This window comes from Bacillus sp. JS, assembly GCF_000259365.1.
GTDB classification, from domain to species: Bacteria; Bacillota; Bacilli; order Bacillales; family Bacillaceae; genus Bacillus; species Bacillus stercoris.
In genome coordinates this window covers 3,156,197-3,168,717 of sequence record NC_017743.1, presented here as the reverse complement: position 1 = coordinate 3,168,717, position 12,521 = coordinate 3,156,197, and the positions used below count along the sequence as shown (strand labels likewise).

At 45.5% G+C, this 12,521-nt stretch carries 14 protein-coding genes; 10 read left to right on the top strand and 4 right to left on the bottom strand.

All coding sequences use genetic code 11. The annotated features are described in order from the left end of the window. Positions 1–6: 6 nt before the first annotated feature. On the bottom strand, positions 7–987 hold the full coding sequence (gene guaC / locus MY9_RS16105; RefSeq protein WP_014665232.1) for a GMP reductase: 981 nt from the start codon (positions 985–987) through the stop codon (positions 7–9). A 278-nt stretch (positions 988–1,265) separates the two neighbouring features. Here guaC and MY9_RS16100 point away from each other — a divergent pair, with 278 nt between their 5' ends. Then, positions 1,266–1,406, top strand: a complete 141-nt coding sequence (locus tag MY9_RS16100; RefSeq protein ID WP_014665230.1) for a hypothetical protein — start codon at positions 1,266–1,268, stop codon at positions 1,404–1,406. A 39-nt stretch (positions 1,407–1,445) separates the two neighbouring features. On the opposite strand, the gene yumC is transcribed toward MY9_RS16100, so the two are convergent. Further along, the gene (gene yumC, locus MY9_RS16095) at positions 1,446–2,444 is read right to left on the bottom strand and encodes a ferredoxin--NADP reductase 2 (protein WP_003220618.1); all 999 of its coding nucleotides are present in this window, start codon (positions 2,442–2,444) and stop codon (positions 1,446–1,448) included. Between the two features lie 331 nt (positions 2,445–2,775). On the opposite strand from yumC, the gene MY9_RS16090 reads away from it, so the two are divergent. The 4 genes from MY9_RS16090 (at position 2,776) to spsC (ending at position 5,445) form a co-directional block, all read left to right on the top strand. Continuing rightward, the gene (locus tag MY9_RS16090; protein ID WP_041521530.1) at positions 2,776–3,996 is read left to right on the top strand and encodes an NAD(P)/FAD-dependent oxidoreductase; all 1,221 of its coding nucleotides are present in this window, start codon (positions 2,776–2,778) and stop codon (positions 3,994–3,996) included. A gap of 172 nt (positions 3,997–4,168) precedes the next feature. After that, positions 4,169–4,312, top strand: a complete 144-nt coding sequence (locus MY9_RS16085) for a YuiA family protein (RefSeq protein ID WP_015714640.1) — start codon at positions 4,169–4,171, stop codon at positions 4,310–4,312. A 53-nt stretch (positions 4,313–4,365) separates the two neighbouring features. Then, positions 4,366–4,686, top strand: coding sequence for a YuiB family protein (locus MY9_RS16080; protein WP_014665226.1), 321 nt, complete (start codon positions 4,366–4,368; stop codon positions 4,684–4,686). A gap of 102 nt (positions 4,687–4,788) precedes the next feature. Then, entirely contained in the window at positions 4,789–5,445 is a 657-nt protein-coding gene (spsC, locus tag MY9_RS16075; protein ID WP_014665225.1) for a stationary phase survival protein SpsC, read from the top strand. A gap of 29 nt (positions 5,446–5,474) precedes the next feature. Here spsC and MY9_RS16070 read toward each other — a convergent pair whose 3' ends face one another. Then, complete coding sequence (locus tag MY9_RS16070; RefSeq protein ID WP_014665224.1) at positions 5,475–5,951, bottom strand: divergent PAP2 family protein; 477 nt, start codon at positions 5,949–5,951, stop codon at positions 5,475–5,477. A 157-nt stretch (positions 5,952–6,108) separates the two neighbouring features. Here MY9_RS16070 and MY9_RS16065 point away from each other — a divergent pair, with 157 nt between their 5' ends. Further along, complete coding sequence (locus MY9_RS16065) at positions 6,109–7,611, top strand: leucyl aminopeptidase (protein WP_014665223.1); 1,503 nt, start codon at positions 6,109–6,111, stop codon at positions 7,609–7,611. A gap of 143 nt (positions 7,612–7,754) precedes the next feature. Beyond that, complete coding sequence (locus MY9_RS16060) at positions 7,755–9,083, top strand: Na+/H+ antiporter family protein (protein WP_014665222.1); 1,329 nt, start codon at positions 7,755–7,757, stop codon at positions 9,081–9,083. Between the two features lie 71 nt (positions 9,084–9,154). Here MY9_RS16060 and MY9_RS16055 read toward each other — a convergent pair whose 3' ends face one another. Next, positions 9,155–9,757 carry a biotin transporter BioY gene (locus tag MY9_RS16055; protein ID WP_041521417.1) on the bottom strand — a complete coding sequence of 201 codons (603 nt, stop codon included), beginning with the start codon at positions 9,755–9,757 and terminating at the stop codon, positions 9,155–9,157. A 101-nt stretch (positions 9,758–9,858) separates the two neighbouring features. On the opposite strand from MY9_RS16055, the gene MY9_RS16050 reads away from it, so the two are divergent. From MY9_RS16050 to MY9_RS16040, 3 genes are all read left to right on the top strand, one after another. Then, positions 9,859–10,455 (top strand): sulfite oxidase-like oxidoreductase, encoded by a 597-nt coding sequence (locus MY9_RS16050; RefSeq protein ID WP_014665221.1) that lies wholly within the window; start codon positions 9,859–9,861, stop codon positions 10,453–10,455. 212 nt (positions 10,456–10,667) lie between these two features. Next, complete coding sequence (gene besA / locus MY9_RS16045; RefSeq protein WP_041521416.1) at positions 10,668–11,537, top strand: ferri-bacillibactin esterase BesA; 870 nt, start codon at positions 10,668–10,670, stop codon at positions 11,535–11,537. A gap of 192 nt (positions 11,538–11,729) precedes the next feature. After that, positions 11,730–12,515: a 2,3-dihydro-2,3-dihydroxybenzoate dehydrogenase gene (locus MY9_RS16040; protein WP_041521529.1), complete on the top strand. Its 786-nt coding sequence runs from the start codon at positions 11,730–11,732 to the stop codon at positions 12,513–12,515. Positions 12,516–12,521 lie beyond the last annotated feature (6 nt).

Below are 12,521 nucleotides of genomic sequence, written 5' to 3'. Positions count from 1 at the left end.
TTATGATTAATATTTATCCCCGTTAAAAATCGAATTCTTCACAATTACATAATCCACATTGCGGATGGCGTCAAGCTTTGTTCCGCCTGCGTAAGAAATAGAAGATTGAAGATCCTGCTCCATTTCAATCAATGTATCCTTAATTGAGCCTTTATGGGCCACGTGCATTTTTTTGCCTTCGACATTTTTCTTTTCGCCTTTTTGGAATTCAGAGGCTGAGCCGAAATACTCTTTGTAAAGCTTTCCGTCTTTTTCGATCGTTTGGCCTGGTGATTCTTCGTGTCCGGCAAATAGTGAACCGATCATGACCATCGTTGCGCCGAATCGGATTGATTTTGCGATGTCGCCATGGGTGCGGATGCCGCCATCGGCGATAATCGGTTTGCTCGCAGCCTTGGCGCACCAGCGCAGCGCCGCTAATTGCCAGCCGCCTGTGCCAAAGCCGGTTTTGATTTTCGTAATACATACTTTTCCCGGTCCGATGCCGACTTTAGTGGCATCCGCTCCCGCATTTTCAAGCTCTCTGACCGCTTCCGGCGTTCCGACATTGCCAGCAATCACAAAGCTGTCCGGCAAATGTTTTTTGAGGTGCTGAATCATTTCAATGACAGCATTTGAGTGCCCGTGGGCAATGTCTATTGTCACATATTCAGGAGCCAAATTTTCTTCTGCCAGCTGGCAGACAAATTCATACTCCTCTTCTTTGACGCCCACGCTGATAGAAGAGAATAATCCGCGTGCGTTCATATCTTTAATAAAATCAATTCGTGTTTCAGGCTCAAATCGGTGCATGACATAAAAGTAGCCATTTTCGGCTAGTTGAATCGCAAGCTTTTCATCTATAATCGTCTGCATATTGGCAGGGACGACGGGTAATTTAAAGGTGCGTCCGCCTAAACGTACGGATGTATCACATTCTGAACGGCTATTTACAATACATTTTGAAGGAATTAGCTGAATATCTTCGTAATCAAATACGTTTTCCATGGTTTTCACTCCTAAAAACGAATATTTAAAAGTATATTATATGAAATGTTCGCCTTCTATAATGTACTCTGTTTTATTTATGATGTCAAACATTATTATTTTGTGGCAGGTGTGGTGCGAGTGCCTAAGCTTGTCATACAGAGTGAGTTTAGGTATCATAGTTTTAACGAATGGTCTTAGAGAGCGGATCAAAACGCGAATGATATACGTTCAGCAAAGCTTGGTTGTTCAGCACCAGGCTTTCTTTATGGCATGAACATGTGAAAGGAGCAAAAAAGATGGCCCAAAACGAAGAAAAAACACCGAAGTCCCAAAAGATTCAAGACCGCATTATTATGACAATGATCTGGGTAGTCGCAGCACTTGTGATTGCGCTGGTTGTTGGAACCGCACTGAATTATATAAATATCTTCAAATAAAAAAAGGAGCTGTGTCGCAGACACAAGCTCCTTTTTTTATTATTTATTTTCAAAAAGACTTGTTGAGTGAAGAGGCTGTACGCGGGCTTTCGGGTCCATGTAAGCCTTGGCGTTGTTCACTGCTGTCGGTGCCTCACCGAAGCCGCTGGCAATCAGGTTGACTTTTCCTTCGTATGTACAAATGTCACCTGCTGCAAAGAAACCTTCGATATTTGTTTCCATTGTTGATTTTACGACAATGGAATTTTTCTCGATGTCCAGGCCCCAGTTTTTGATCGGTCCAAGAGATGAAACGAAACCGTAGTTGACGATTAAGTCATCAATTTCTAAAATCTCTTTGCGGTCGCCTTTCACTTCTTCAAGCACAAGCTGTTCAATTTTGTCTTCGCCGATCAGCTCCGCAGGGACGAATGGTGTCAGGACATTAACCTTCGACGCATGAAGGTTTTCCACACTGTGCTCGTGCGCACGGAACTTGTCGCGGCGGTGAATGATCGATACTTCTTTTGCGATCGGCTCAAGCATAAGCGCCCAGTCAACCGCGGAATCTCCACCGCCAAGGATCGCAACGCGTCTGCCGGCGAATTTTTGCAGATCGTCAACGAAGTAATGGAGGTTTTTGCCTTCATACTGCTCGGCATTTTCAAGTTCCAGCTTTCTCGGTTTGAATGCGCCATTTCCTGCAGTAATGATGACTGTTTTAGAGTAGTGGGTTTCTTCATTTGTTACAAGCTTAAACACGCCATCCGCTTGTTTCTCAACTGATTCAACCGCTTGCTCCAGACAAATGGTTTGGTCGAATTTCGCCATTTGCTCTTTTAGGTTATTGATAAGCTCTTGCGCGCGGATTTTCGGGAATCCCGCTACATCATATATATACTTTTCAGGGTATAGGGCGCTAAGCTGTCCGCCGAGCTGAGGCAGGCTTTCGATAATTTTGACGCTTGCCTGTCTCATCCCGCCGTAAAAAGCGGTGAATAAGCCGACCGGTCCCCCGCCTATAATTGTAATATCATAAACCTTTGTATCCTCTCGCATACGAAAATTGCCTCCTAAATGAAAATTGTTATTAATTATACCATATTGCCGTTCGAATTGACGAGTCAGCAGAAAAAATCGTAAGGATACAACGCGCCCATCCATTCTTGAAAATATTTCCGCCGGCCGCTACGATAATAACCAAATGAAATGATCTTTTTCTGAATGTTTCTTGAGCCAGCCGGATAAACATGGTAGTAGTGCTATGGGTGAGGACTTCACAAAAAACTTTTCAATATATTTCATAAAATCCCGCCAATAAGCTGAAGCTAACACAAATGATGATTTTATTATGGGTCTAACAAAAGCAAAAAAAGAGAAGGTGGATGTGATGGCATTGAATAAGCCCAAAATCGTGATTTTAGGTGCAGGATATGGCGGATTGATGACGGTGACAAGGCTGACGAAGTATGTCGGGCCGAATGATGCTGACATTACGCTTGTAAATAAACACAATTATCATTATGAAACGACATGGATGCATGAAGCGAGCGCGGGTACGCTCCATCATGACCGCTGCCGTTATCAGATAAAAGATGTAATCAACCAGTCACGGGTTAATTTTGTACAGGATACCGTAACGGCAATCAAAATTGATGAGAAAAAAGTTGTGCTTGCGAATGGAGAACTGCAGTACGATTATTTAGTCATCGGGCTCGGCGCCGTGCCTGAAACATTCGGCATTAAAGGTTTGAAAGAATATGCGTTTCCGATCGCCAACATCAACACGTCGCGCCTGCTGCGGGAACATATTGAGCTGCAGTTTGCGACTTACAATACGGAAGCGGAAAAAAGACCGGACAGGTTAACGATCGTTGTTGGCGGCGCCGGATTTACGGGCATTGAATTCCTTGGCGAGCTGGCGGCTCGCGTGCCGGAGCTCTGTAAGGAGTATGACGTTGACAGAAGTCTTGTCCGCATCGTTTGTGTGGAAGCAGCGCCGACCGTTTTGCCGGGCTTTGATCCGGAACTTGTTGACTATGCCGTACATTATCTTGAGGAAAACGGAATTGAGTTCAAGATCGGCACGGCTGTACAAGAATGTACACCAGAAGGAGTCAGAGTCGGCAAAAAAGATGAGGAACCAGAGCAGATCAAATCGCAAACCGTTGTATGGGCGGCAGGTGTCCGCGGCCATCCGATTGTAGAGGAAGCCGGTTTTGAAAATATGCGCGGACGGGTGAAAGTCAATCCTGATCTTCGCGCCCCGGGACATGACAATGTCTTTATTCTCGGTGACAGCTCGCTGTTTATGAACGAAGATACAGAGCGCCCATATCCGCCGACTGCGCAAATTGCCATGCAGCAGGGCTTAACGGTCGCTAAAAACCTTGGCAGGCTTATTAAAGGCGGAGAGCTTGAGGAATTCAAGCCGGACATTAAGGGAACAGTGGCCTCTCTTGGCGAGCATAACGCGGTTGGGGTTGTTTATGGCAGAAAGCTAAAAGGCACGCCGGCTTCTTTTATGAAAAAAGTCATTGATAACCGATCGTTGTTTATGATTGGCGGACTCGGACTGACACTGAAAAAAGGCAAGTTCAAGTTTTTCTAAAAACCCGCGGAAGCGGGTTTTCTTTATTAAAAAACGCCAAAATAAAAAGAGAAAGAGAGGAAAACAAGTATGTTTCCGCTTACATGAAAAGATTTGTCACATGATCTGACTTTATTGTTGACAGCCTGATATGTTATATTATCAGAAAATTAAGAAAAAGGGTGATGATCAGATGAAAACTGCAACGACAACCGCTTCACATGCATGCCCATTTTGCTCAGGAAAAGGATATTTTCAATTGATTCTCGGCGGTTCAGAGACTTGTCCGTCTTGCCAGGGGACAGGAAAAGACAGTCATTCATTTTCCAGACGTTGACTTTATTTCCACCCCCGCGTTACACTAAAAGCAACGCAGGGGGGTGGAATAGGTTGATTAGTCTGCCAGTCGTAATCATCTCAATTGTTTTGTTTTTTGTTTTGTTTTTTGGAATCGGTTTCTTATTAAACATGCTGCTGAGAATGTCTTGGATTATGGCTGTGATTTATCCGGTTGTATGCCTTTTCATTATCAGCAAAGAAAAGCTGGTCAGCTATGTCCAGTCGCCGGGAGAATCCTTTGCCAGCCTGTTTCATCGTGTCTTATCATTAGCGGCTGCCGATGTGCTGATTTTAGCCAGCGGTTTGGCCGGCGCCATTGTGTCAGGGATAGCGATCAATATGCTCAGAAAAAGAGGATATCAAATGTTTTAACTGCCGCTTTCTTCTATAGAAAGCTTTTTTTGTATGTTCGCTCATTCATCATTTTGAATAATGCTCTCTCCGCTTGGGAACAATGATTCGGAGGAGAGGTGAATGATGTTGAATATGATCAGACGTTTGCTGATGACCTGTTTATTTCTGCTTGCATTTGGCACGACATTTTTATCAGTGTCAGGAATCGAAGCGAAGGACTTGTCAAAATGGGTGCAGGAACATCAAGAAAAGCACTTGAAGCATGCAGGACTGACATTAAAAGCATTGCAGCAGAAACAAACACAAACGACGTCCGCGGCTAAGGATAAAACAAAACCCTTAGAAGAAGCATTTGACTGGGATGAGTATCCGGCCCAAAGAGTAACAGCAACTGGTTATACTGCAGGAGCTGAATCGACGGGAAAAAATCCCGGTGATCCATTATACGGGCTTACATATTCAGGCGTGAAAGTGAAACGGGATCTGTATTCCACGGTTGCTGCCGACCCGTCGGTTTTCCCGATCGGCACGATTTTATTCATTCCGAATTACGGTCTCGGAGTTGTAGCTGACACCGGATCGGCTATTAAGGGAAACCGCCTTGATTTGTACTTTGAAACCGTCAAAGATGTATACAATGAATGGGGCAAAAAAACCCTTGATGTATATGTGATTAAAAAGGGAACGGGAAAGATTACCGAGGATGAGCTTGAGAAGCTCAATGAAACAAAATCTTTGCAAGTGTTCAGAAATCAATATAAAACGGTGAAAGAATAAAAACGCTCCAGCGAAAGCAGGAGCGTTTTTTACATGAAAAAGTAAGCGAGTGCTAATGTCAGTAAAATACCTGTTAGGCCTCCGAAAAAGACTTCGATCGGCTGATGTCCGAGAAGCTCTTTCAGCTTTTTTTGTTTTTCTTTTTCTTCAGCTTTAGGGAAGTCCTTTGCTTCATTAACAAAACGGTTAAAATCAATGACAAGCTTATTAATGACTGTTGCCTGCTCACCGGCGTGACGTCTGACGCCAGTTGCGTCAAACATGGTGATGACGGCGAAAATGGCAGAAACCGCAAAGAGTGAGGAGCCTAATCCATGCTCCAAGGCTACGCCTGTAGAAAGCGCAGTGACCGCTGCGGAGTGAGAGCTCGGCATGCCGCCTGTGCTTGTGACCAGCGACCAGTCCAGTTTTCTGGACACGATATACTGTATGGGCACTTTGATGACCTGAGCAAAAATAATTGCGGCCAGGCTTGATAATAAAGGAAAATTCGTTAAAAGTTCCATCGGCGACATCCTTTCTATTTGAAAAATCCTTCGTGTTTCAAAAGAAAAAAGCAAGTCTTAGACTGTTGTTTGATAAAATAAGTGTAGTGGAAAGAATGTTTTTCCTATTATACCATTGTTCATTACAAATACCCATTACGTTAGGAGTGTAAGCCTCATGTTTTATGCGGTACAGCAATTAGAGCATACAGAAACCCTTGTGGTCGGGCTTTTTCAAAAAAGCCAGCTGACAGGAAAAGCGTTGGAAATTGATGGAATGCTCGAAGGCCATCTGACACAGCTTTTAAAAGATGGTGATGTCTCTGCGAAACCGAATCAAGTATCAAAAGTATTCCCCCCAGCTTCTGCGGGTATGAAACGAATTTATTTCGTTGGTCTGGGAAGAAAAGCAAATTTTACGTTTGAACAGGCGAAGGAGCGTTTTGCTCATGTTTTTCAGGCTATTCATAAAGACCGAAAACAAGAAGCAGCTGTCCTGCTTGATACGTTTATTTCGGAAGATGTGCCTCCAGCCGATGCCGCTCATGCATTAGCTGAGAGCTGCCTGCTTGCTTCCTATGAGGTACAGGATTATAAGCACAAATCAAATGAGCCTGACAAACAAATTGAAACCGTATATGCTGTCACAGATGAAGATACACAGGAAGTGCAGGCGGGGCTTCGCGTCGGCCAGGCATACGGACAAGGGACAAATTCGGCTAGAACGCTTGTGAATATGCCAGGAAACATGCTGACCGCGACTGACCTCGCTTCATATGCAGAAGAGCTTGCGGCAAAATATGATTTTGAGTGTGAGATATTGGAGAAATCAGAGATGGAAGAGCTCGGTATGGGCGGAATACTTGCGGTAAACCAAGGCTCTGCCGAACCGCCGAAAATGATTGTGCTGAAATATCAGGGCAAAAAGGAATGGGAAGATGTCGTCGGACTTGTCGGGAAAGGGATTACATTTGACACAGGCGGCTACTCCATTAAAACGAAATCTGGAATTGTCGGCATGAAATCAGATATGGGGGGAGCTGCTGCGGTTCTCGGCGCTATGGAAACGATCGGAGAGCTTCGTCCCGAGCAAAACGTGCTGGCCGTTATTCCGTCAACCGATAATATGATCTCTGGCGGGGCGATGAAGCCTGATGACGTGATCGTATCTTTAAGCGGAAAAACAATTGAAATCCTCAATACAGATGCTGAAGGAAGGCTCGTGCTTGCAGATGGCATTACATACGCGAAACAGCATGGCGCATCAGTTCTTGTTGATGTGGCTACGCTTACCGGCGGCGTCGTTGTGGCATTAGGAACAGAAACAACCGGCGCAATGACAAATGATCAAAGCTTTTACCAGCAGGTAGCTGATGCCGCACAAGAGTGTGGCGAGGCGATCTGGCAGCTGCCGATAACAGAGAAGGATAAAAAGCGCGTAAAAAGCAGCCAGATGGCGGATCTCAGCAACTCGCCGGGGCGTGAAGGACATGCGATTATGGCAGGAACGTTTCTTGGAGAATTTGCTGAGTCAACACCTTGGGTTCATCTTGATATTGCGGGCACAGCGACTGCCAATAAAGCGACCTGCTTTGGACCGTCCGGGGCTACCGGTGTTATGGCAAGAACATTGGCTACACTTGCGGAGCGATTTGCATTGGAAGAAGAGAAAAGCGAATAATGATGAATCCCTGCTGCATCTTGCGGCGGGGATTTTTTCTTCCAAAATCTTTAGTTGACTAAAGTGGATCGGTTATGATACGATACGTTCGTACTTTATTTATCTACTACATTAGCAAACTAAAGGATTTTTGGAGGGGTATCATGAATGCAGTCGTCATCGCAGTCCTGCTTATGCTTGTATTAAGCCTGCTGCGTGTCAATATTGTTATCGCATTAATTATAGGCGCCTTAGCCGGCGGGTTAACAGGCGGGCTCGGTCTTGGCGAAACGGTTAAAGCTTTCACAGACGGTCTCGGCGGAAATGCCACCGTTGCAGTCAGCTACGCCATGCTTGGCGCGTTTGCCGCCGCTTTGACGAAAACGGGTCTTCCGGACGCAATGGTGGAAGCCTCCGTTAAATTAATCGGAAATAAAGAAGATTCTCGCAAAAAAGCACTGTCTAAGGTGCTGATTGTGCTGATTATTTTAATTGTATCTTGTTTTTCCCAAAACGTTGTTCCGGTTCACATCGCGTTTATCCCGGTACTGATTCCGCCGCTTTTGAAAATCTTTAATGAACTTGAAATGGACCGCCGTCTGATTGCGTGTGTGATCACTTTTGGTTTAACGGCGCCTTATATTGTGCTGCCGGTTGGTTTCGGCCAAATCTTCCAGGGAATGCTCAAGGATAATATGGCAGATGCCGGATTAAACGTATCTCTCGGTGATATTCCTTATGCGTTAATGATTCCGGTTGCAGGTATGGTTGTAGGTCTGATTTTATCAATCATCGTATTCCGTAAACCGAAAACATATGAAACAAAAGAAATATCTGGTGCGAGCTCTTCTCCATATACGAAAAAAAGCCTGGCTATCGCGGTGCTTGCCATCGTTGTGTCACTCGGCGTCCAGCTTTACTTATCTCAGACTTTGGGAGTAGAAGGGATGATTATGGGGGCGCTGGCAGGTCTGGTTATTCTGTTTGTCAGCGGTGTGATGAAGCGTGATGAAGCGGACTCGCTGATTACTGACGGAATGGTCTTAATGGCCTTTATCGGCTTTGTCATGCTTGTTGCAGCCGGGTTTTCAAACGTATTAACGAAAACCGGAGATGTCGAGTCACTGGTTAAAACAGCAGCTGGCATCATGGGGCACAGTCAGTTAGTGGGTGCATTGCTGATGCTCATTGTCGGCTTGTTCATTACAATGGGAATCGGATCTTCTTTTGCGACGATTCCTGTTATCACAACGATCTTTGTGCCTCTTTGCCTGCAGCTCGGATTCAGCCCGATGGCAACGGTTGCGATAATCGGGGCAGCTGCTGCGCTTGGCGATGCCGGTTCACCTGCCAGCGACAGTACGCTTGGACCGACTTCAGGTTTAAGTGCGGACGGCCAGCATCACCACATTTGGGACACTTGTGTGCCGACTTTTGTATTTTATAATATCCCGCTTATTATCTTTGGATGGATTGCAGCGCTTGTTTTATAAGGAAAAAGGCTCCCCTTTACTGGGGAGCCTTTTCTCGTTATCATAAAAAAACCGTTCCAATAGAACGGTTTTTACGTGGACGATATGTGATTTCTGTTAAAGCCGGTTGCTTTATGAATAGACCGGTAGATCCCTGGTGCGATAAACGCCAGTATGACAGCCAGCGCCGTGTCTTTTACCATAAACCAAGTCATAAAGCCCCAAGCTGTGCCGTAGTTTACCGGCGTATGAATCCACAGCTTCAGTGCAAGATACATATAGGTGGTGCCGATGATATACATGATTGCCGTTCCGATAAGTGAAGCAATGAGAAATCGAATTTTGCTTGGCTGAATTTTTCGTTCTAAAAACCATCCCGCTGCAAATGCTGCCGGGATGTATGAGATAATAAACCCTCCGCTTTTCCCTGCAAACGGTGCGAAGCCTGCAGAAAATTGAGCAAACACAGGCGCTCCGGCCAATCCGACAAGTGCATATACAATCATGGCAATCGCTGCTCGTTTGCTGCCGAGAAGCAAGGCTGCCAAGAGACAGAAAAACGGCTGCATCGAAAGCGGAATGCCGGCAACTTGTAAAAAGGGTGCTACTGAGGTAAGATTGGCTCCGACAGCCATAAGTGCGGCGAACATGCCGATCAGCGCCATATCGGCCGCGCGAAGTTTACGTTGTTTCATAGTTGTCCCCCTTAGGTTTACATACACAATCATAGAGTAATAAAGAACGGAAATATTGTCAACATAAATTAAAACAAGGTTAACAAAAGAGAGGGTTCCATATGTATTTTGGAAAAACAAAACAGTCCGATCAATCTGGAAGAGTGCCCCCAAATCAAAATGTCACCACTTCATTTCCTGTGCTTCATACGGGAAGTGTCCCATATTACGAAGATATGACGAGATGGAATCTTCAAGTATATGGTTTGGTTGACCAACCGATGCTGCTGAGCTTTGAAGATGTCAAAGCCTTTCCGAAGTACGAATCGAAAAATGACATTCATTGTGTCACGGGCTGGTCGAGGCTTGATAATGTGTGGCAAGGCGTGCGCGCTCGTGATATAGCGGAAAAAGCGGGTGTGAAAGAAGAAGCTGGCTACGTTATTTTACATGCGGAAGAAGGCTGGACGACCAATCTGCCGCTTGATGATTTCTTAGCGGAAACTTCCCTTCTGGCTTATGCGCATAATGGCGAGCCATTAACGCCTGAACACGGCTTCCCGCTGCGGGGTGTATTTCCGCATCTGTATTTTTGGAAAAGCGCCAAATGGCTGCGCGGCATCCAATTTACAAAAGAAAACCATCCAGGCTTTTGGGAGCGGAATGGCTATCACATGAGAGGGGATCCATGGCAAAATCAACGATTTACATGGGATTAAGGTTCTATTTTAAACAGGACCATCCGCATCTTTATCAGGTTTTTATTTCCATATTGATAGTCTGCAGGTACCTTATTTGATACAGGTGCCTTTTTTATTCGGGAAAAAGTTGACTTTCTTTGGAAGAAAACCTATTATTTGAGTTGTCTAGTTGATAGTGAAAATCATTATCATATATTGCGTTTAGTTTAAGGAGAGGAATGTCGTACTGCATGAAAGAGCAAACAACAGACTGGACGAAAGGTGGAACACCAAACGCATATACGATTCCTGGTACGGAAGTGCGTATGATGTCTTCTCGCATTGAAAACCGTACCTATCATATTTTTATCTCGAAACCGAATACGCCGCCGCCACCCGCTGGTTATCCTGTGATTTATCTGCTGGATGCCAATTCTGTCTTTGGAACGATGACGGAAGCCGTTCGAATACAGGGGCGACGACCTGAAAAAACAGGGGTAATTCCTGCAGTGATCGTCGGCATTGGCTATGAGACAGCGGAGCCGTTTTCCTCAGCACGTCACCGGGATTTTACAATGCCGACAGCCCAATCGAAGCTGCCGGAACGGCCCGACGGCAAAGAATGGCCGGAGCATGGCGGAGCAGAGAGCTTTATCAGGTTTATTGAGGAGGATCTGAAACCGGAGATAGAACGAGATTACCAGATTGACAAAAACAGACAAACAATCTTTGGCCACTCGCTTGGCGGGCTTTTCGTGCTGCAGGTGCTGTTAACAAAGCCGGAGGCGTTTCAAACTTATATTGCGGGAAGTCCGTCCATTCATTGGAATAAACCGTTTATTCTCGAGAGAGCGGATCATTTCGCCTCCCTCACTAAGAAAAACAATCAGCCTATCAATATCCTGCTTGCCGCAGGGGAATTGGAGCAGCATCATAAAAGCCGGATGAACGACAATGCGAGGGAGCTTTACGAGCGGCTGGCCGTTTTATCTGAACAAGGTGTACGGGCAGAATTTTGCGAGTTTTCAGGAGAAGGCCATATTTCGGTTCTTCCTGTTTTGGTCAGCCGGGCGCTGCGTTTTGCGCTTCATCCTGATGGTCCGCATCTTTCAATGGGCTGAGACATACTCAGCCTTGCTTCTAAAAAATAGTTGTCACTGAAATTATATTTGACTGTCACATGACATTTGGATATGATTATTTTTATAATTGATAATGATAATCATTATCATTTGTTTGCGCTTTTCAAAGTGCGGCAGTCTTTTTCTCTGGATGTCTGTTCGGCATCTAGAGTGAAGAAAGGAATTGATGATATGAATGCAACGGATATAAAGGGCAAAATTGCTTTTATAACAGGGGCAGCCCAAGGGATAGGTGAAGCTGTTGCGCGGACGCTTGCCGGTCAAGGCGCACATATTGCGGCAGTTGATTATAATCCAGAAAAGCTGGAAAAGGTTGTGAACAGCCTCAAAGCGGAAGGGCACCATGCGGAAGCTTTTCCTGCGGATGTGAGAGACAGCGCGGCGATTGACGAGATCACGGCGCGCATCGAACGCGAGATGGGGCCGATTGATATTTTGGTGAATGTAGCGGGTGTCCTTCGCCCGGGTCTCATCCATTCGCTTAGTGATGAGGAATGGGAAGCGACGTTCTCAGTGAATTCGACTGGCGTATTTAACGCCTCGCGTTCAGTCAGCAAATATATGATGGACCGGAGATCTGGTTCGATCGTAACGGTCGGATCAAATGCTGCGGGTGTGCCAAGAACATCTATGGCGGCATATGCATCTTCAAAGGCTGCGGCTGTGATGTTTACGAAATGCCTTGGCCTTGAGCTTGCAGAATACAATATTCGCTGCAACATCGTCTCTCCCGGATCAACGGAAACAGACATGCAGTGGTCATTATGGGCCGATGAGAATGGAGCGGAGCAAGTCATAAAAGGATCACTTGAGACATTTAAAACAGGGATCCCGCTCAAAAAATTAGCCCAGCCTTCGGATATTGCGGATGCAGTGCTCTTTTTGGTTTCTGGCCAGGCAGGGCATATTACGATGCATAATTTATGCGTAGATGGCGGCGCGACGTTAGGCGTGTAACTGAAT